Below are 22253 nucleotides of genomic sequence, written 5' to 3' on the forward strand. Positions count from 1 at the left end.
ATCCCGCCACCACCAGTTGGGTCCCCTACGAGGACCGGCAGGACATCGGGGTCATGGGCGCCAACGTGCCCACAGGCGTCTCACCGGGCCGGGGCGGCTGATCATCGCCGTCTGCCCCCGCGACCCGCACCACCCGTTCCGCCTCGTCACTCAATGAGTGAACGCCCTCTCCTGCGGGGTGAGAGCGGCAGCGCGGTATTCGTCTTCGCCGAAGCCAAGGCCGAGGAAAACGCCGATGGCGCCGCTGTCGATCACGTGCAGCGCTCTCCATCACGCACACCGCCGGCGGAGCGGCGGAAACTGAACCGGATGGCAAAGGGCAGCCCTCGCGTTGCGCGCCGGCCTCCCGAGCAGGCGGACGGGGCGGCCTTCGCATCCGGTGAGCGGGGACGGCCGGCACCAATGCTGGGCGGCCGCCCACGACCTGGCGGACCTGCCGGTCGAGGTGCTGGCGAACGGCTGGGACAACCTTGTGTGCCGGCTCGGCGAGGAGTTCCTCGTCCGGTTGCCTCGGCGTGCTACGGCCGCCGAGTTCCTCGCGCACGAGCAGCGGCGGTTGCCGGAGTTGGCCGACCGTCTGCCGTTGCCTGTGCCGGCGCCGGTGCGCCTCGGGCGGCCGACGGCTGAGTACCCGTGGTCTTGGAGTGTCATGCCGTTCCCAGCGGGTCGGATCGCGGCGCGGTCGGAGCCCGACGGCCCCTGGTCGGCCGCGGCGACGATCGGCGGTTTTCTGGATGCGCTGCACGCCCCGGCTGTTTCGGAGGCGGCTGTCAACGCGGCTCGCGGGATTCCGCTGGCCGGACACGCCGAGGGCGTCCTGACCGGGCTGGCACATGTTGACCCGGCCGATCGCGCGACCGCACTGCGGATGCTCTTGACCAGCTTGTACGGCCGCCGAGTGCGACAGGAAGACCAAGGACAGGGCAAGCGCCCACCCGCGGCCCCGCTGCCACAGTGGGACATGACCTCGCAGTTCCCTCAGCTCGACACCGGCAGCAAGGACGACGCCAACCTGGGCTTCGAGGGCGTCGGCTACGTGCCGGACAGCTGGATGACCGCGAACGGCTGGACCGACCCGCTCACCCACGCCGCCTACAACCCGGCGAACTACCCGCTGCACGGGTCGGGCCTGTACTTCGCCGGCACGTACACCATGTTCGGCAACATCTCGACCGGCAAGGCGGCCGTGATGGACGTGACGTTCGACGCCGGAACCCAGCGCATCATCGCGACCTGCGACAACACCTGCGGCGAGACGCACACCTAGGTCGACGCATCCGGCGGGATCGTCGGGGGTACCGGACCGGTAGCGGTCGCACGTGTCGGGCCGGCCGAGTCACGCTCGGCCGGCCCGACACGGGGAGCAAGCCCCTGGCTGGTCGTCAGCCGCGCGTCATCGCGAAGACGTGGAGCGTGGGCGTGTGGGGAGCGGCCACTGTGCTCACGTCGGGCAGCTGGACCCTGACCGGTGTCTTGCCGGACTGCAACGGCACACCGGCGTAGTAGACGTACGCGGAGCCCTGGTACGTCTGATTGCCCTCGCGGTTCTGGTAGGCGCCGCTGAACGCCACGTCACCGTCACCGCCGAACCAGTCGGGGCTGTTCAGGCTGAACTGCTGGCTGGTTCCGTCGGAGTAGAACACGGTCCCCTTCCCGCCCGCGGGTCCGTAACTCGCCGAGACCAGGAACCCGAGGGTACTGCCCTGGGTGCCGTCGACGGCGATGGTCTGACCCGAGGCGACGGCGTTGTCGGGCTCACCGAAGGTACCGGTGCCGTGGGTCGCTGTCGCACCGGCGGTGGAGGGCCAGGTGAAGCGCAGACCCGCGTGGGTGCCGGTGGAACCCGGAGTGACGCCTGCTGCGGCGAGTGCCTGCGCGGAGAAGCTCGCCCCGCCGCCGTCGAAGTCGCCCAGGTCCGTGGCGGTGTCCTGGGTGACAGCGATGTTGTTGAACGCCGACTCAAGGCTCATCGCGGCCTTGCCGAGGCCCATGGCGTAGACGTGCAGCGTGGGCGTGTCGGGAGCTGCGGCGGCGCTGACCTTGGGCAGCTGGACGCTGACCGGTGTCTTGCCGGACTGCAACGGCACACCGGCGTAGTAGACGTACGCCGATCCCTCGTACTTCTCATTGCCCTCACGGTTCTGGTAGGCGCTGCTGATCGCCGCGTCCCCGTCGCCGCCGAACCAGTCGGGGCTGTTCAGGCTGAACTGCTGGCTGGTTCCGTCGGAGTAGAAGACGGTCCCCTTGCCGCCCGCGGGTCCGTAGCTCGCAGAGACCAGGAACCCGAGGCTGTCGCCGGCGCCGCTGAGGGCGATGGTCTGACCGTTGGCGACGGTGTTGTCCGGCTTGCCGCTGCCGGCGGTGGACGGCCAGGTCAGGGCCACACCACCGTGAGAGACGGTCGAACCCGGGGTGACACCCGCCTTGGCGAGCGCCTGTGCGGAGAAGCTGGCCCCGCCGCCGTCCATGTCACCGGAGTCGGTGGCGGTGTCCTGCGTGACCGACACGTTGTCGAAGGTCGAGGCCAGCGACGGTGCGGCCTGTCCCGGGGTGGCAGGGGGCACCTGCTCGGCGATGCCGTCGAGGTAGTGAATGCCTGCGGTGACGCTGAGGCCCACCAGGTGCTGTGCGTCGAACCTGGCCCACTCCCGGGGGATCAGCTGGGCCAGATGCGTCTTGCCCTGCTCGTTCGCGGCGGTGACCAGCGCGTCCTTGAAAGCGGTGGCCGAGTCGATTTGCTGCTGGGTGATGATGACCCCGTCGGCCGCGTCCGTTCCTACCGCCTCGAACACGGGCTCCAGGTCCTGGACCGTCCGCACGAACTGATCCAAGAGCGGGCCCTTGAGTTCCAGGGTGTCATCGAAATCGGCCCTGTTGTCGAGGAAGACCTTCTCGTAATAGGTGACAGCAGGGGACCCGGAGACGGTGCCGAGCTCATACATGTGGACCAGCGAGCCGGCCACGTCCTCGAGCGAGGCACCGTCGGCCGTCAGCGCCCCGGAGTCACCGTAGACCTGCTCCATGGTCGAGCAGTGGACGATGACGCCGAAGCCGCCGCTGCATTCCGCGGGCCGGGGGTCCGGTGTGGTCGGCGTGACCCCGACCTCGTTCTCCCAGACCGTGTTGGTCACGGAAGCCTGACGGGACGTCGGGCCGTAGAGGTCGGAGGCCGCGGTCACCATGGCCGTCCCGGCGTCGGCGAACGTCGACGTCGGGGAGAGGTACTGGGTCATCGCCCGCCAAAGGATGTCCGTGGTGGTATCGGGGTCCATGAGAACGGACATGCGGTAGAACGCGTAGTTCGGAATACCGCTGTTGGTGTGGACACCACCATTGTCGGAACAGGTCTCGGAGTACGCGCTCATGTGTCGCGGCTGATTGTGGATGGTGGGGTCGGCCATGGAACGGATGGGGCCCATGGCCGCCATGTCGGAACCTACCAGCCAGTCGTTCTTTCCCTTTGCCGCCCGCTCGGTCATCTCACCGAAGAAGTCGGAGATGCTCTCGTTCAGCGCACCGGACTCGAACTCGTACTGCAGGCCCGCGGTGTACTGGGTGACGCCGTGCGTCATCTCGTGGCCGGAGACGTCCTGCGACAGCATGCCGTCGCCGTACGTCATGTACGAGCCGTTCCAGGACGCGTTCTTGTAGTTCTTGTCGTAGTGCACGAATGACTTCAGCGACATGCCGTTGCCATCTATGCTGTTGCGCCCGAATTTGTTCTTGTAGAAGTTGTAGACCACGCCGCTCTGGTCGTATGCATCGTTCGCGTCGGCGTCGTTGGTGGCCGGGCCACCCTCCTCCCTCACCTGTACGGCTGCGGAATTGTCCGTCTGGTGCTTCATGTCATAGATCGCTCGATAGAGGACCTTGGGCGTGGAACCCGGGCCCGACGGGGTGCCCGGTGAGCCCTGGTCGGCGAGGGGGGAAAACGGGAAAGCCTCGGTCGGAGGGTCGCAGATGGTCGCTCCGGTGGGCGACGTGTGACACTCTCCCGGCACCATCGGCATCGCCTTCTCGATGTTGCTGGCGAACGCCGAGTCCTTGATGCCCATCGTCGCGTGGCCGAAGTCCGCGGCGAAGAGCTTTTCCCGCAGTCCGTTGGGGAAGCCGTTGTAGGAGACGAGCGCGGGGCGCCGCCAGGTGTGGTAGTCGTTCTCCGGCGGCTCGTCGCCCGCGTTGGCGAGGCGGAAATTGTGGGTCGAGGCGCCGTCCTTCTGGTAGACGACCTTGGGGTGGGTGCCGTCCCAGATCACGTCACTGGCCGGGTGGACGTGGTACTCACCGTGCGCGGACGTGGACACGTACTCCGCCTGGTCGTCCTTCACCCAGACCGCGACGTGCTCCCAGTCGTGGGTGTGCCCCCCGATGTCGCTGTCGTCGGCCGCGACGTCCTTCTCGAAGTAGTAGTCGTAGAGGTAGATACACCATCCGAGGTTGCACCGCTGCCGGGAGTACGCGTTGGTGTTGTCCAGATCGGACTTGTCGTGGCAGTCGGCCGAGGTGGTGGTGTTGTTGTGGTCGAGGCCCTGGGAGATGGTGCCGTCCGGACCGATCGCCGGGACGTTGTAGCAGCCGTCGGTGTCGTAGTCGACGTCCGGCGCCCACTTGAGGTCGTTCTCGGTGGCGTTCTGCGGCAGCGCCCTCGGAGGGTCGGGAACCGCGGCCGCGGCGGCCTCGGTGAGAGGCTGGACACCGACGATGACTCCCTTGTGCAGAGCATCGACGAAGACCCGTTCGCTGAACCCGCCCTTGTCCCTCACGTCGATCTGCCAGGCCAGGGCCGAGGGGCTCCTGAATCCCTGCTTCGGCGAACCGGGGTACACCACGAGCGTCGGAGACGCGGTAGGCGTGGCGTGCCGCATCGTCTTGCCGGCGACCGCGAGAGCGTTCTTCTGACGCACCGTCGGGACCGTGGAAGCCGGGGGGATCAGGTCGGGGCGCAGCCCGTTGGTGACGGCGGTCACTGTCGTGTTGTTGCGGTCCAGGTGCACGCCCAGCCGGGCGTTGTACACCGGCACGCCGTGGATCGACTGGTCGTACCAGACGTGGTGGGCGCCGGTCGCGTCGGGCAGTTGGGCGCGCCCGGTGACCTTCGACAGCAGGCCGTCGGTGTCCGCGACACCGAAGAGCTTCGCGTGTGCGTGGAGCCACGCCGGGACGTCGTGCCCCGTCACCCGGCTGCGCAGACCACCCAGTGCCGAGGGCGTACCCGTCTGCGGATTCCTGGCCACGTCGAGCTTGTGGCCGGCCTCACGCTGCAGTTCCTTCAGGGCGTCACCGACGCCTGAGGCCCGCCACTTCGGCAGCGGTCGCGTCTGGGCGGACGCCGCTGCCGCGGTACCCGCGGACAGCACCGAGGCGACCACCGCCACCGCGGCCGCGACCGCCGTCCCCCGCACGGCCCGCTGTCGTGCGGCACGCACGTCCCGAGCCGGACGCCGCCCCGTCGAGGGGTGGAAGCGTACGACGGCGCCACCGACCACCAGCGCCCAGCCGGCCGCCGCGACGACCGCCCAGACAGTGGACGTCGACAGTTGCATCGCCGAAGCCGCCCCAGGGTCACGGGTCGCCACCTGCGCGATACCCGTGAGGGCGGCGTAGGAACCCGCCGAGGCGGCCAGCAAGGGCCACTTCGGGAGCGCGAGGAGGCGCGCCGCTGCGGCAACGAACCACCCGAGCGCGGCGGTACCGAGCAGCGGGCCGAACCCCACAAGGAGCAGTTCGGAGCGGTGCTCGAACACCCAGGGGGCTGTGATGTGCCCCGCGAACGGCGCCATGCGCCATTCGACGGGCACCCCGTGACCGGCAACGAGTCCGGCGACGGTGCCCGGGGCGTCGGGGGCGAGATGTTTCGCCACGAGAACGTCGAAGTATGCACTGCTGTGCGCGGCCACGACGTGCAGGGCGACCTGCACGGCGGCCAGCGCCGAGACCAGCCCGAGTGCGCCGGCGACCAGCGCGGCACCGGCTGTGTGCCAGTGTCTTCGGAGGAATTCTTGTCGCAACTTGCTTCCCTGATGATGGCTCCGAACGGCTCGGAGCATGCGGAGTAGGGGCATACCTTGATGTGCGCCCTGGCCTCTGCTGTCCGGCCTGCGATGACAGGCGGGCGCCGCAAGTACCGGCAGCGCACCGGTAGGCAGAGGTTTCGGGGAGTGGATCGGTAAGGCAGTCGGCATCCTACTCACATACTTGATCCGGCAAGTAAATGGTAAGCGTGTCGTCGATCACAGAGCCGCCATGGTGCTCCGCGACCCGCGCCGGGGTCCCTCCGACAGCACTCGCAACCCCGTGCACATGTGTCACCAGGGCCATCGAACACCCCTGGACCGACGTGCCCTTCGGGCACACACCGGGTCACGAGGGGGGCGTGCGCCGCTCGCTCGGGTCGCCTCCGACCCCGAACTGATCGCGCGGGCCCAGCGGAGTGGCGGGCATCGGCGCGCTGCGCTTGAAGGACGGTGCGTTCGGGCCGACAGGACGCGGTCCGGGTCGCGCCGTGCCCGCACCGGCCCCCCGGCCGGCGGCAGGCGGGCCGTCTCGCCGCGCGTTGGACCGCCTGCCGTCGGCCGGACCCGCGCTGCCTGCCCCCGCTGTGCCCGGAGGCCGCCCGTTGCCTGGCGCGGCCGTCCCACCGTCCGAGTCCGCCGCCGTACTTCCCGTGCCTGCCGTCCTGTTGTCCCCCCCCCCGGCAACGCCGCGCTCGCGCCCCCCGTCACCCCGCGCCCGGCCGGGTGCCCGCGCCGCGCCCCGGCCGCAGTGCCGCCGCCGCGCGGTGCCGGCCTGCTGTGTCCTGTCCCGCCGGGTTGGGCCTGCGTCCGGCCGCCCGCGCCGAGTTGCTGCTCGTCGTGCGCCCCATGCGGCGTCCCGGCCCAGCTGCCCGCCGGGGCGGCCCGGCTGTCTTCATCAAACCGGGTCTTGCCCGTGGCTTGGTACCGGGGTGTTCGTGCGAGGTGGCCGGCTGACGCAGGCCCGCGGCCGCCGGCAGCCGCCTGAACCTTCTTCGCGGCCCCGCCACTTGATCCCGTTGTCCACGAGATACCGGATCGCATCGAGTATCGCCCGGTGGCAGTACGCTTCCGGCCGGCCACCCCGACCGCGCAGCCGGCCCGGCAGCGGCCGGATAGCCGCCCACTCCACATCCGTCATGTCCGACGGGTAGCGCGGCTGCCGATCCCGTGGTCCGCAGCGTTCCCGAACCGGTGAGCCGGAGACTCACACTCCAGGGCGACCGAACTGGACCGCCCGGCCATCGACACGGAAGACTGCGGCACCGGGGCCTCCTGTTGTTGCTCGGTGATTCGACGACACCAACGGGCTGTTCAGGAGGCCCTGCTCGTATGCACCAAGCACCCCGCTGCCGCCCGATCGACGCGTATCTCTCAAGATCGGGAAGACAATGGCTACTGAGGAATCATGGTCGGACGGCACTTTCATGCCGTACTCCAGCTGGCCTCCATCGAGCGACCCTTTCCTTATGGCGTCCGTTCGCCGGTCAGGCGCCCTATGTGTGGGGAGATCCACTGGGCAGGTGTGGGGTCACCCCCGAGCACCAGGTGGCCGTTTTCAGGGCTCTGGCCGCGATTCCGTGAACGATGTACACCGTGTGTTCGCGGCGGAGCGATCGATACGCTCTCCTCGTGACGAACCCGGCTGTGATCCAGCTCTCGGAGAGCGAGTACCGCCGTGTGTGGGACCGTTTCTACACAAGGTTCGACTTTCGTCCAAGTACAAAACCGGCGAAGTGGCCAGGGAGCAAGCAACCGGACGCCTCGGTCACTTGGAGCTTGGCGTCGTTGGATGATGACCCGAACCCGCATCTGCGTGCCTGACCTTGTGGCCGAGTAGGACGGCGCTGCTGGTGTCGGCGTGACCGATCGTCCCGGCCACCCGCGGGTGTCTCGGCGGGTGGTAGGTAGTCTCCATTCTTCCTGGCACTACCGGCGCCGTCTCGACTACGCCGTGAAAGTCTGTGCCGTCGACCCATGAGGAGAGTGGATGTTCGCGCGCGTTTTCCTGTGCGTGGCAGGACTGGTCCTGAGCTTGGTTGCGGTGCTGTTGGTGACGTCCACGGAGACGGATGCGACCAGCCGCGAGGGTGTGGTGAGTGTGGCCCACAGGGCTGGCACCCACGCGGCCCCGGAGAACACCCTGGCCGCGATGGATACCGCGCGAGCACAGGGCATCGAGTGGCTGGAGAACGACGTCCAGCGCACCAAGGACGGCACGCTGGTGGTCATCCATGACAAGACCCTGGCCCGCACCACCGATGTCGAGGAGAAATTCCCGAAGCGTGCGCCGTGGAAGGTAGGGGACTTCACCTGGGCGGAGATATCCACGCTGGACGCCGGCGGCTGGAAGGGCCGGCAGTGGGCGGGGGAGAGGATACCGACCCTTCAGCAGTACATGCGCCGCGTGGATGGCAACGGCCAGAAGCTGGTACTTGAGATCAAGTGGCCGGAGATCTATCCGCGGCTCGCCGAGGACACGGTGAAGGAACTCGGCCGGCTGGGCTGGCTCGAGGGCGACCGGGTGACGGACCGGCTGATCATCCAGGCCTTCGACACCGGCACCCTGCGGACCGTACGCGCTCATGCCCCTGAGGCGCGCACTGCCCTGCTCTCGCGTGAACCGACGGTGAAGAACCTGGCGGGGTACGCGAAGGTGGCCGACCAGATCAACATGAAGTACCTGAAGGTGACTCCTCGGTACTTCAAGGCGGCCCATGCCCTGAAGGGCCCGCACGGGCAGCGGCTGAAGGTTTTCCTCTGGACGGTGGACGACCCCAAGAGCGCGGTGGAGTTCGCCCGCGGTGGCGCCGACGGGTTCATCAGCAACCGCCCCGATCTTGTGCAGCAGGGTCTTGTCGACGCGGGCTACACCGACGGCGCCGCGAACTGAAAACCCGACCGTCTGGGCCCAGAGGTCTTCAGGGCCTATTGCGGCTCCAGCCTTCGGGCGCCCGACGGCCAAGGCAGATGACGCTGACGTCATCTGCTTTCTTCACGACGGAGAAGGATGCCGCGACATGCGGCGTTGGTTGCGCACGGTGAAGAGCCGGGCGGCGTCTGAGATGCAGCCGAAGTTTCCAGCCCATGGCAGGCCGGCGGTTCGTAGGCTCGACTCACACGTCCGGTACGCCGGAATCTCCCTGCTGTCGTCATGGCACGCAGTGCGTACCTTGCAGCACTCCCTCTCAGAAGGTCGTACTCGTCTGGGCGGGCCAGGAAGTGTTTCGCGGAGAGGCCGAGGGGCCTGTGCACGCGTAAAGCGGGGGACGGCACGCCGGAAGTGTCGATGGGAGGTCTGCTTCGGATATCGCTGTGGCATCTCGGTGGTCCGGGATGCGTGGGTCAAACCCGCTCTTACAGCGGAGAGTTTGCCATCCGGGAAACCCGAGAAAAATGTACGAGACGGCGGTGATCCTTCTCACACGGTGAGAGCGGTTGTGTAGATCCGGACAAGGTCTGTTTTGCCGTCATTGACGTCCTGTAGACGTCACTTCACCCGCTGTTTATCTTTCCCTGGTCGCGACGCCTGTTCGGTCGCGGCGGTAAAGGGGAGGGGAACGCCATGCGGCGGCTGCGGTCGTATCGAGTGAGACGTCAGGAAAAGGGATCCTCCTGGCATATGGGAGGGCTGGCCGCGGCGCTGCTGGCCGGTTCCCTGGCGCTGCCCGCGACCGCCGTCGTGCCGTCCGCCGCCGCGGCGCCTTCCTCGTCCGCTGCGAAACAGACCGCCAAGAGCGCGCCGACTGAGGCAGCCGCCACGACGCTGGCCGCGGACACCGGCAAGAACGTGGAGATCACCTCGCTGCGGGATGAGTCCAGTGAGACTTTCGCGACCCCGTCAGGCGACCGTGAGGTCGTGCAGCATCTGCGGCCCGTGCGGGCCCGGGTGGGCGGGGCGTGGGAGGCGATCGATAACACCCTTGAGGTGCGCAGCGACGGCAGCGTAGGCCCGAAGGTCGCCTCGGTCGGGATAAGCTTCTCGGGCGGCGGTGCCAATACACCTCTGGTGCGCCTTGACCAGCTCGGGCGCACACTGTCGTTTTCCTGGCCCGAGTCGTTGCCCAACCCGGTCCTGAATGGCGACACGGCCACGTATCCGGACGTGCTGCCCGGGGTGGATCTGGCCCTGCGGGCGGACACCACCGGCTTTCACGAGTTGCTCGTGGTGCGCTCGGCCGAGGCGGCGAAGAACCCGGCTCTGGCCCAGCTCACCTTTGGAATGCAGACCGACGGCCTGGAGGTGCGTGAGGCCTCCGGTGGCGGCTTCGAAGCGCTCGACGAGAGCGCGGGCGGTGTGGTGTTCGCTGCACCGAAGCCGATCATGTGGGACTCCACCGGCGCGCCGGTCGGGGTGCGCGCGGCCACCGCGGCCGACGATGCGGCCCAAGGCCCGGGCGATGCCTCCCGGGTGGCGCCGATCGACCTTCAGGTGCCGGCAGGCGGCGAGCAGCTGCAGCTGACCCCGGATCAGCAGATGCTCACCGACGCGAAAACCACCTGGCCGGTGTACATCGACCCGCACACCGACGCGCCCAAGGCTGGGGACTGGACGATGGTCTCCCGTTACTGGCACGACGCGCCGCAATATCGGTTCAACGGCGAATCCAACGAGGGGTTGGGTCTGTGTGAGTGGGACTACTGCGCCCCGTATGACCTCAAGCGGCTGTTCTACAAGTTGCCCACTGCCGAGTTCGCCGGGAAGACGATCCTGTCCGCCGAGTTCATCGCGAAGGAGGTCTGGTCCGCGTCGTGTGACGGCCGGGCCGTGGAGCTGTGGCGCACCAAGTCCATGGGCCCGTCCAGTACCTGGGACAACACGCAGGACGACTGGCTGGACTATCTGACCTACCGGGACGTGGCCTATGGCGGTGACGGCTGCTCAGGGCCGGCCGATGTGGAGTTCAACGCGACCGACGCGGTGAAATACGCCGCCTCCCACGGCGATGACTACACCACCTTCGGTCTGAAGGCGATGCACGAGGACGACAAGTACGGCTGGAAGAGGTTCACCGACGACGCCTACCTGCGGGTGACCTACAACCTGCCGCCGCAGCAGATCAAGACCTCGCAGCTGTCGATGAGCCACGGCGGCGACTGTGACACGGATACCGACAGGGACTACGTGCGCTCCCGCCCGTCGGTGACCATCAACGGCGTCACCGATCCGGATGGCGACAGGGTCAAGGTGCGTGTCCGCGCCTATTGGGATGCAGGAGACGGGCAGGGCTGGAAGGCCCGCTGGACCTCTGCGCTCACCACGGACAAGGCCAGCGGCTCGCCTTTCACCCTGGCCCTGACCAGCTCGGTGCCGAGCGGCAAGAAGGTGGCCTGGGCAGCCCAGTCCTATGACGGAGCCGCGTACTCGCCGTGGTCCTGGTACAACCAGCACGCCTGCTACTTCTGGATCGACAACTCCGTCCCGGCCGGACCGGCCATCGCCTCCGGCGACTACCCGGCCTCCGACACGGAAGACCCGAACGACCCGTGGTACGACGGGGTGGGCCGGCACGGCGACTTCACTTTCGGTCCCTCCTCCACCGATGTCGCCTACTACTGCTACGGCACCAACGGCGACCCGGACTGCAGCGCCCCCGACCACAAGGTGCCGACCACCAACGGCGCAGCGCAGACCGTGCGCATCGCCCCCACCAAGCCGGGACTGAATTTCATCACGGTCCAGGCATGGGACGCGGCGGGAAATCCGAGTAAGAAGACGGAGGAGACCACCTACCGCTACCGGGCCAAAGCAGGCCAGCCGGCCCGCGCCCAATGGAAGCTGGACGAGCCGGCCGGGGCCACCCAGACGGCCGGCACGGCCGGCGACCGGGAACTCGCCCTACATGGCCAGCCCACCCTGGGCAGCCCGGGCGCGATCGGGACCGCGGCCAACTTTGACGGGGTGGACGACTACCTGGAGTCCGACATCCCCGTGGTGGACACCTCACAGAGCTTCTCGGTGGCCGCCTGGGCGAAGCTGTCGGCGATGCCGAATGACGCGGCGATCATCGCGGCCCAGCCCGGCAACTCATCTCCCGGCTTTGAACTGTACTACTCCAAGGCCTACGACCGGTGGGCGTTCAACCAGTACTCGGCTGATACCGCGAGTGCCAGCCCGGTACGGGCGATGCAGGCCGTAGCCGGCGGGGTCAAGACCGGTGAGTGGGTGCACCTGGTCGGTCTGTACAACGGCGACACCGATGTGCTGCAGCTGTATGTGAACGGGACGTTGGCCGGCTCCACCAGCTATGCCACGCCGTGGGATGCCCGCCGAGGCCTGATAGTGGGCGCGGGATCCGCATCGGGCGCGCCCAAGGCGTTCTTCCCCGGCACTGTCGACGAGCTGCGCATTTTCGACAAGCCGCTCGCCCAGTCCGAGATCACGGCCCTGTACAACAAGCAGCCGATCGGCTCCGGCCGGCCGGCCCGGGCGGTGTTCAAACTGGACGAGAGCCCGACCGACGACCAAGGGGCACCGCGCACCACCGTCACCGGACGCGCGGACGTCTTCCCGGCCGTTTACCAGGGCGGCCCGCAGACCGGCCTGACCAGCCCGGACGGCAACGCGGCAAAGTTCGACGGCGTCAACGACTACGCCACCGCCACATCCCCGTACATCAACACCATGCGCAACTTCAGCGTGAGCGCCTGGGTGAAGCTATCGACCCGGCCCACCACCGCGGCCATCGCCGTCACCCAGCCCGGCGCCCACCGATCCGGCTTCGAGCTGTACTACTCGCCCACCTACGGCTGGTCGTTCAACAACTACCTCACCGACACCACCGACAGCACCCTCGTACGCGCCGCACAGCGCACCGCATCCGACCCTCCGCTTGATCCCAACGTGGCACCGGTGGGGCAGTGGACCCATCTGACCGGTGTCTACTCCAAGGACGCAGGCCGTATCCGGTTGTACCTCAACGGCCAGTATGTAGGCGGGGCAGACCACACCATCACCTGGTACGCCTCCGGCCCGCTGCAGCTGGGCGCCGCCCGCTATGACGGCACACCTACCGCGTTCTTCCCCGGGCAGATCGATGACGTACAGGTCTTCGACCGGATGCTGTCCGCACAAGAGATCTCCGAGATGTACAAGCAGCACGCCAAGGTCGAGGGCCGCTGGAAGCTCAATGCCGCGTCCGGTTCCCCCACCACCTCGGCCGACGACGTACCGGCTGACCAGGGCCCGCATCCGCTGACTCTGGGCTCCGGCGCCACCGTCACTACCACCGACAAGGCCGTCGGCGCCGGCTCACTGCTGCTGAACGGCACCAGCACCGGCTACGCCAGCACCGCTGCCTCGCCGACGGCCACCAACACCAGCTTCACCGCCGCCACCTGGGTCTCCACCGCGAGCCCGCCGCAGAAGACGGTGACGGTGATGAGCCAGGCCGGAACGAACACCAACGGGTTCGCCGTGCGCTACGTACCCAACCCATCAGACGAGACCGGATTGTCGATGAGCGGGCGGTTTGTTCTGGATGTCGCGGAGACTGACAGCGCTACAGCGACCCATCACACCGCGGAATCCACCGTCGTCCCCGGCGGCTGGACCCACCTTGCGGTGGTCTATGACGCCTTCGAAGCGCAGCTGCGGCTGTACGTCAACGGCGAGCTGAAACAGGCGCTGTGCCCGGACGTCGACGACGACGAGCATCCGGACGATCCGACCTGCACCGATGTCGTCGCGTGGGGTGAGAGCAGCCCGCCGTTCGACGCGACCAAGGGCCTGCAACTGGGCCGGGCCAAGACCGGCGCCACCACCTGGGGCGAATACTGGCCCGGCGCCCTCGACGACGTGTGGGTCTTCGACGGCGTGCTGCGTGACACCCAGATCGCCGCACTCAACGGGTTGCAAGAGCTGCCGACCGTACCCGGACCGTGACCAACCGGTCGGGAAACCGCAGCCACGGCGCAGCCGCCCACGGCAGTCTCCCGCCCCAGGCAACCACATCACAGAAACGACGCTGACTTCCGGCTCGCAGGACTGAGCCCTCACCGAGGGCTGGGCCCTGCACGAGCCGTTCGCACCGAGCGATGCAAAGAGGAGTAGGGCAGATGGTCACCAAAGGGTGGGGCAGGGTCCGCAGCCGGACCGCACTGGTGGTCTCCACCGTGCTGGTCGGCGCCCTGCTGCAAGGCACGTTGACCAGCACCGCCGCGCAAGCCGACGACCTGCCAGGGATCCCGGCATCAGAGAAGCCCGTAGCCGGACACCACGTGACGATGAAGCCACGCAAGCGCGACGGCCAGCCCCGCACCCCCAAGCAGACGCCTAAACACGCCTGGCCAAAACCAGCTACCGCCACCCTCACCGTGCCCACCGCGGCGACCCCCAAGAGCCGCCCCTCCAGCACGGACGAAATCCCGCTCACCCTCACCCCCCCAGTGGCCACGGGCAAAAACCGCAAGCAGACCAGATTCGCCGGCAAGACCACAGTACGGCTGCTCGACCACGCCGCATCCGCCAAGGCCGGCCTCGACGGCCCGCTGTTCGCCCTCACCCCGCAAGACGGAGCCACCAGCGGCACGGTAGACGTGCACGTCAACTACTCCGCCTTCTCCCAGACCTTCGGCGGCGGCTACGAGCGCCGACTCACCCTCGTTCAGCTTCCACACTGCGCGCTGACCACCCCCAGCGACCGCGAATGCACCACCCCGCACCCGCTGACCACCCACAACGATCCCAAAACCCACACGCTCCGTGCCGACGGCGTGAACCTGCTCGCCACCGACACCACCAGCCAAGGCATCGCCCAGACGATGGTCCTAGCGGTCACCGCCGGCACCTCCAGCGACAAAGGCGACTACACCGCCAGCCAACTGTCCCCATCCGCCGCCTGGAACACCAACCTCAACACCGGTGACTTCGCCTGGTCCTACGACATGCCTACACCGAGCGTGCCGGGCGGGTTCGAACCAAAGGTGAGGCTGTCGTACTCCTCCGGCTCTGTCGACGGCCGGACCACCAACACCAACAACCAGGCCTCTTGGGCCGGCGACGGCTTCGAGCTGTGGTCCGGATACATCGAACGCAGCTACAAGCCGTGCACGGACGACGATGTCACCAACGCCGACGGCAAGAAGCCGGGCGACTTGTGCTGGGCGTACGACAACGCCACGATCTCCTTCAACGGTCACGCAGCCGAGCTCATCCCCACCAGCACCGCCGACACCTTCAAGATCAAGGGTGACGACGGCACCCTGGTCAAGCGAATCTATGGCACCCTCACCAGCAATCCGCGTGGCAACGGCGCTCACGACGACGAGTACTGGCGGGTCACCACCACCGACGGCAGCCGCTACTACTTCGGCTACCACAAGCTCACCGGCTGGGCCTCGGGCAACGAAACCACCGACTCCACATGGACCGTGCCTGTCTACGGCGACGATGCGGGCGAGCCGTGCCACGCGGCCACCTTCGAGGACTCGTGGTGCCAGCAGGGCTGGCGATGGAACCTGGACCTCGCCATCGACGTGCACGGCAACGCCATCACCTACTACTACGACAAGGAGACGAACAACTACGCCCGCAACCTCAAGCTGACCGACGAAACCCCGTACACCCGCGGCGGAACCCTGGACCGGATCGAATACGGGCTCCCGTCCACTTCCATGTACGCCTCCCCGCCCCTGGCCAAGGTGGACTTCACCTCCCAAGAGCGCTGCCTGCCGCAAACCGGTGTCACCTGCGATCCCTCCACCATCGCCGACAAGGCCTTCTACTGGTACGACACGCCATGGGACCTCAACTGCAAGACCGGCGCGGACTGCACCACGGGCACACCCTCGTTCTGGACCCGGCTGAGGCTGACCGACATCACGACACAAGTCCGCAAATCCGACGGCACATACGCGCCGGTCGATGACTGGAAACTGGACCACCGCTGGGGCACGTCGGACACCGACTACCAGCTGCTGCTGGACTACCTACAGCACACCGGCAAGTCCACCACCCCGGCGATCACCCTGCCGAAGGTCACCTTCGACTACACCCAGCGCCCCAACCGGCCCGACATCACCGGCGACGATCTCGCACCGTTCATCAAGGAACGCCTGTCCAAGATCCAGGACGAAGCGGGCGGGCAGATCGACGTAAGCTACTCGGCCGCCGCCTGCGATCCAGCCAACCCGCCCACCCCTCAGGGCAACACCAGCCGCTGCTTCCCGGTCTACGCCCCCAAGCCCGGCTCCACCGATCCGCAGCTGCAGTGGTTCAACAAGTACGTCGTCGACGCGACAGTGCAGACCGACCGCACCCGCTCCGGCGCCCCCGACATGGTCACCCGCTACACCTACCTGGACGGCGCGGCCTGGCACTTCGACGACGACGACGGACTCACCAAGGAGAAGTACAAAACCTGGTCGACCTACCGCGGCTACGGGCACGTCCGGGTGCAGACCGGCGGGCAGGACCCGGTAGGGATGAAATCGCAGACCGACCACTACTTCCTGCGTGGCATGGACAGCGACAAGGGCGCCACCGCCCCCGTCGAGATCACCAACGACGACGGCACCACGATCACCGACCACGACTCGGCAGCCGGCTTCGAATACAAAACAGAGCAGTACTCGGGCCCGGGCGGCAAGGTACTGGCCAAAACCATCAACAACCCCTGGCACTACGAGACGGCCAAACGGGTGCGCTCCTGGGGCACCACCACTGCCAACCTCACCGGCACCACCAACACCTGGACCTGGACCTCCCTGGACGACGGTGCGGGCAGCAGCTGGCGCAAGACCTACACCTCCTACGCGCACGAGACCAAGGCCGGCCGCATCACGCTCATGCACGAGGCGGGCGACACGGCGACCAGCGCGGACAACCAGTGCACCCGCACCACCTACGTGGACAACACCAGCACCTGGATCCTGACCAAGCCCTCCCGGGTCGAGACCGCCCTAGGGACCTGCCAGACCACTCCGGATCGGTCCAAGGACGTCATCGCCGACACCCGCAGCGCCTATGACGGGCAGGACTACGGCACCGCCCCGACCAAGGGCGACGTCACCCGCATCGCGACGCTGAAGTCACATGACGGCACCACCGCCACCTACCTCGAGTCCGGTGCCACCTTCGATTCCTACGGCCGCCAGCTGACTGCCACGGACATCACCGCCACCGTCACCGCCACCGAAACCACCGCCCCGGTCAGATCGGCGCGCACCGACGGCCGCACCACCACCACCGCCTACACGCCGGCCACAGGCCTGGTCACCTCGATGAAGGTGACCAGCCCCCCGGCCACCGCCGGCAGCACCGCAACCGCGCAGTCCGTCACCACGTACTACGACACGCTGCGCGGTCTGCCCATCATCTCCCTCGACACCAACACCAAGCGCACCGACACCACCTACGATGCGCTGGGCCGCAAGCTGAAGATCTGGCTCCCGGACCGCTCCAAGGCCAACAACGACCTGCCGAACTACGAATTCACCTACACCACGGTCGAGGACAAGCCGGTCGCGATCGGCACCAAAACCCTCAAGAGCGCCTCAGCGCAGCAGACCTCCTACCAGTTGTTCGACGGATTCCTGCGCGCGCGTCAGGTCCAAACCCCTGGGCCGAACGGGGGCATGCTCGTCTCCGACACGTTCTACGACGAGCGCGGCCTGCCCGCGAAGACCTTCGCCCCTTACTACAACAGCAACGCCCCCAGCACAGACATCCTCACCCCGGATCAGGCCCTAAATGTCGAGACCCAGACCTGGAACACCTACGACGGCCTGGGCCGCGTCACCGAATCCCAGCAGATCGCCGGCAACAGCGACAAGGCTGACGTCCTGGCCACCACCCTCACGAGCTACGACGGCGACCGGGTGACCGTCACCCCACCCAAGGGCGCCACCCCCACCACCACTTTGCTCGACGTCCGCGGCCGCCCCACGGAGCTGTGGCAGTACCCCAACGCCACGCCCACCGGGACCCCGGACAAGACCGTCTACTCCTACCTGCCCATCACCGGCCCCAACCCGAACGGTGCACTGACCAAACTCACCGACCCGGCCGGCAACACCTGGACCTACACCTACGACCAGCGTGGCAACCAGATCGAGGCAAACGACCCCGACAAGGGCCAGACCACCGTCGCGTACGACGACCGCAACCTGGTCACCTCCACCACCGAGGTCGAGCGTAAAAAGACCATCGTCACCGTCTACGACAACCTCGGCCGGGTCACGGAGACCCGGGAAGGCAGTGCCACTGGCCCACTGCTGACGAAGAACGTATGGGACCCGACCGGCTACCAAGGCCAACTCGCCTCGGCCACCCGATACGACGGCACCGACGCGTACACCACCACCTACAGCATGTACGACGCGCTGTACCGGCCCAACCGCACCACCATCACCATCCCGGCCACCGCCGCCAACGGCGCCCTGGCCGGCAGCTACGACAACACCGTCCGCTACAACGCCAACGGCACCGTCCAGTCCATCGGCTACCCAGCCGCCGGCGCCCTCACCGCCGAAACGATCACACCCACCTACGACGAAGTACTACGGCCCAAGACCCTGGTCGGCTCCGGCGACGTCAACTACGTAACAGACACCGTCTACAGCCTGACCGGCAAACCACTGCAATACACGCTGCAGAACGGGACCAAGTTCACCAACGTCACCAACTCCTACGAGTGGGGCACCCAGCGACTGTCCAACTCACGAGTGGACCGCCAAGACGTGCCCGGAGTGGACAAGTCGGCCACCTACACCTACGACGAAGCCGGCAACATCCACGCCATCACCGACGTCTCCCGCGACGGCACCGACAACCAGTGCTTCCAGTACGACTACCTCGACCGCCTGACCGAAGCATGGGCACAGAACACACCCGCATGCGCGACCACCCCCAGCGCGAGCGCACTGGGCGGCCCGGCCCCGTACTGGTACAGCTACGGCTACGACAAGACCGGCAACCGCAAAACCCAGACCCTGCACAACCCGACCGGCGACACCACCAAGGACGAAAAGCACGACTACGCCTACCCGACCGCAGGCAGCACCAGACCGCACGCCCTGAGCCAAGTCACCTCCACCGGCCCCAACGGCACCTCCATCAACAGCTACACCTACGACGAAGCCGGCAACAACGACACCCGCACCATCAACGGAGACAAGCAGACCCTCACCTGGAGCGCTGACGACCACCTACTGACGCACAGCCAGCCAGACGGCAACGGCGGCACCAAAACCACCTCCTACGTCTACGACGCCAACGGAAACCGCCTGATCCGCCGCACCCCCACCGCCACCACCCTCTACCTCGGCGGCACCGAGATCACCCTGCCCAAGGGCTCCACCACCCCCACCGCCCAGCGCTACTACGACCTGGGCAGCGGCAACCAGGCCATCCGCACCAACGACAACAAGGTCTCCTTCCTGATCGGCGACCAACACGGCACCTCCGAGATCGCCATCAATGCCGCAGACCTGACCATGCAACAACGCCGCACCACCCCCTTCGGCGGCTACCGAGGAACACAGCCCACCAACTGGCCCGGCGAAAAAGGCTTCGTCGGCGGCACCCAAGACCCCACCGGCCTCATTCACCTGGGCGCCCGCGAATACGACCCCACCACCTCTCGCTTCCTCTCCGTCGACCCCATCATCGACCCGAGCGACCCCCAACAGCTCAACGCCTACGCCTACGCCAACAACAACCCCGTCACCATGAGTGACCCCAACGGCCTGAAACCGGAAAGCCTGTGCGGCAAGGAGGGCCATTGCGGCGAGACGACGGAGAAATTCACCCAGGACGACGAGGGAAAGTGGACGCCGCACTCGCGGACGGGCCACATAGGAAATCCTCGAGGTGACGGCTCGGAGGTCATCACATACACGGTCGTAGACGGTGACAGTAAAGTCACATGGAAAACAACCAGCAAAGGGGGAGGAGAATATCCGGGGGTCCTCGCCGAAGGGGAAGACCGAAGAATAACAGCGCTAAAAGATACATTCAAGGCGCTAGTCTTCGACTACGATCTAGCTGGGCAATGCGCGCACGACGTGACATGGGACTGCGCGTGGCTGGCCGCAGACATACCATTCTTCAAACTCGCCAAAGCCGCAGAGCTCGGCAAGCTGGGCAAGGAAGCGAAAGTCACTGGAGCCATCGTCTCCGCCTGCACCAAATGCTTCCTCGCCGGCACCGATGTACTCATGTCTGACGGCAAGACGAAGGACATCGAAGACGTCAAGATCGGTGACAAGGTATTGGCCACCGACCCCAAAACCGGCAAATCGGCCGCGAAAAAAGTAACCCGACTCATCATCACCGACGGGGACAAACACTTCAACGAACTGTCCATAGCCACCAAGGACGGCATCGACAAGCTCACCGCCACCTACGAACACCCCTTCTGGTCCCCGTCCCAACACGACTGGGTCCAGGCCGGAAGCCTCAAGCCCGGCATGACCCTGCGCACCGACAAGGGCGACACGGTGATCATCACCGCCAACCGCCCCTACACCCAGCGCGCTCGTACCTACAACCTCACGGTCGAGAGCCTGCACACGTACTATGTGCTGGCGGGGCGGACCCCGGTCCTCGTTCACAATTCAGGAGGGTGCCCCACTGGCACTGTCTGGGATGACATCAGAGGTACCCAGCCGAACTACCCAGGAAGTGATCTTCCCCGGTCGTTCGAGATGCAGGCAGGAAACTCTAAGGTGTGGGTGCATGGAAATGTAACCGAGCATATTGCTGAATACCTTCAAGGGCGCGCCTCCAGGGACCTGGCTAGTCGGGAACAAATCGGCTTGGCGACACAGACTCAGTTGCGCAGTCTGCAAGCAGCGGTTACGGAGGCCACGCGTGATGGCGTTCCTTTGGGGCGCATGGTGAATGTGGGTGGATGGGAACTCAAGTTCAGTCAGCGGCCAACTGATCCATTGCCGGCGCTTGTGCACGGGCTCTACACGGGATAGAGAATCGGAATGTTGAAGATCGAGGGACTAGCCCCTTGCGACGGATCCACCGTGGAGGTTGATCCGTGGGTGCCGCTGAAAGTGTCCTGGCACGTCGGCAGAGATGTGCAACCGCTCTACCTGCTGATTACGGGCACCTCTGGTGGTTACTTGGAGCTGAAAGTGCATCCTGAGTCAGGCGCTTTTTTGAGTCTGACTATCATCGATCTTCCGCTTGAGGTGGAATGTGCAGAACTGCAGGCTCCGGGGGAGGTCTTCGACTCGCTTGTTCCAGTCTTGGATGTGACTGCCTGGGATATGAATCAGGTGGCCACCGAAAGGCGAGTGGTTAGATCGGAAAGCGAGATGACTTACTCGAGATCACCGGAAAGATTCGTTCTTGGTTTCTCGACTGAGAGTCCTGAATCGAACGTTCGGTGTGGTTCAGTCGCGATCGAAATCTCAAAAAGTGGAGCATTGGTGCGTCTGATCGCGGCGACTGATGACGCCACATAAGGGCGTTGCGCGAACGCGTGATTTGACTGGGCGTCTGGGACGGTGCTGCGGGCGGAAGGCGTTCCCCGCACCGCCCTCGCGGGCGAACCCGCCGACGCCTACGAGGTGGTGGCCGTCAGCACGGACGATCCCACCGATGCGGTGCGCCGTCAGGGCTGACGGCTGGTGGGCCTGCGGTACGGCGACGACGTTCCGCTGCCCCCGGCCGACGCAGTCGAAGCGGGCGGCCGTGCTTGTCCAGCACCCGGTACAGGCGGGAGGGCGGCATGACGGCCGCAAGGGCACCTGTCCCGCCTGGTCGCGGATGCCCTCACTCAGCTCCGCGCCGCCCTGGAGCACACCCTGTATGCCGAATTCGAGCACCGTCTTAAGCGCCCGCTGACTGACCAGGAGGCGCGATGCATCGAGATGCCGGCGTGCACCGAGTCGGCCCGCTTCGACGCCTGGCTCGCGCACGGGCGACGGCGCCAACTCGCCCCGCTAGGCCGTGATTTAGAAGTCGTTGATCTGCCTGGTTCGTCCGGGGAAGTGGCGGGCGGCCATCCAGATGGTGAGGTCGCGGGCGATGTCGCTGATGCTGGTCGAGGTGATGACCTCGTGTTCGTTTCGGGTGGCGTCGCGGCGGACGACCTCGTAACCGCCTTCGTCCAGCACAGCCACGGAGGCGAACCAGACGGGGTCGTCCTCGTCAGGCTGGACAACCACGAAGGTGTTGTCGGAGCTGTTGAGGTCGCTGATCATCGTGAACAGTGCGTCCTCGGACGGGTCGTCGATGCGGTCGCCGTTCTCGCTGTCGACGCCGTAGTACCGAGCCCCCAT

At 66.7% G+C, this 22253-nt stretch carries 8 protein-coding genes and 1 pseudogene; 6 read left to right on the forward strand and 3 right to left on the reverse strand.

Annotated elements, in window-relative coordinates:
• The first annotated feature begins 379 nt into the window (after positions 1-379).
• Complete coding sequence (locus AB0947_RS40230) at positions 380-1267, forward strand: phosphotransferase (RefSeq protein ID WP_366755342.1); 888 nt, start codon at positions 380-382, stop codon at positions 1265-1267.
• 115 nt (positions 1268-1382) lie between these two features.
• Here AB0947_RS40230 and AB0947_RS40235 read toward each other — a convergent pair whose 3' ends face one another.
• Both AB0947_RS40235 and AB0947_RS40240 read right to left on the reverse strand, forming a co-directional pair.
• Positions 1383-6008 carry an NPP1 family protein gene (locus AB0947_RS40235; protein WP_366755343.1) on the reverse strand — a complete coding sequence of 1542 codons (4626 nt, stop codon included), beginning with the start codon at positions 6006-6008 and terminating at the stop codon, positions 1383-1385.
• 1006 nt (positions 6009-7014) lie between these two features.
• Positions 7015-7256: pseudogene (locus AB0947_RS40240) on the reverse strand (transposase); the annotation flags it as partial.
• A 342-nt stretch (positions 7257-7598) separates the two neighbouring features.
• Between AB0947_RS40240 and AB0947_RS40245 the strand changes: the two are divergent.
• The 5 genes from AB0947_RS40245 to AB0947_RS40265 all read left to right on the forward strand — a co-directional run bounded on the left by AB0947_RS40245 (position 7599) and on the right by AB0947_RS40265 (position 21434).
• Positions 7599-7835, forward strand: a complete 237-nt coding sequence (locus tag AB0947_RS40245) for a DUF2716 domain-containing protein (protein ID WP_366755344.1) — start codon at positions 7599-7601, stop codon at positions 7833-7835.
• Positions 7836-8001: 166 nt separating this feature from the next.
• Entirely contained in the window at positions 8002-8904 is a 903-nt protein-coding gene (locus AB0947_RS40250; RefSeq protein ID WP_366755345.1) for a glycerophosphodiester phosphodiesterase family protein, read from the forward strand.
• 729 nt (positions 8905-9633) lie between these two features.
• Positions 9634-13896 carry a LamG domain-containing protein gene (locus AB0947_RS40255; protein ID WP_366755346.1) on the forward strand — a complete coding sequence of 1421 codons (4263 nt, stop codon included), beginning with the start codon at positions 9634-9636 and terminating at the stop codon, positions 13894-13896.
• 173 nt (positions 13897-14069) lie between these two features.
• Entirely contained in the window at positions 14070-20939 is a 6870-nt protein-coding gene (locus tag AB0947_RS40260) for a polymorphic toxin-type HINT domain-containing protein (protein ID WP_366755347.1), read from the forward strand.
• A 9-nt stretch (positions 20940-20948) separates the two neighbouring features.
• The gene (locus AB0947_RS40265; protein ID WP_366755348.1) at positions 20949-21434 is read left to right on the forward strand and encodes a hypothetical protein; all 486 of its coding nucleotides are present in this window, start codon (positions 20949-20951) and stop codon (positions 21432-21434) included.
• Positions 21435-21926: 492 nt separating this feature from the next.
• Here the strand turns inward: AB0947_RS40265 and AB0947_RS40270 are convergent, their stop codons facing one another.
• A complete protein-coding gene (locus AB0947_RS40270; RefSeq protein WP_366755349.1) occupies positions 21927-22253 on the reverse strand; it encodes a hypothetical protein in 327 nt (108 codons plus the stop codon).

It is taken from the genome of Streptomyces sp. NPDC047841, assembly GCF_040704085.1.
GTDB lineage: Bacteria > Actinomycetota > Actinomycetes > Streptomycetales > Streptomycetaceae > Streptomyces > Streptomyces argyrophylli.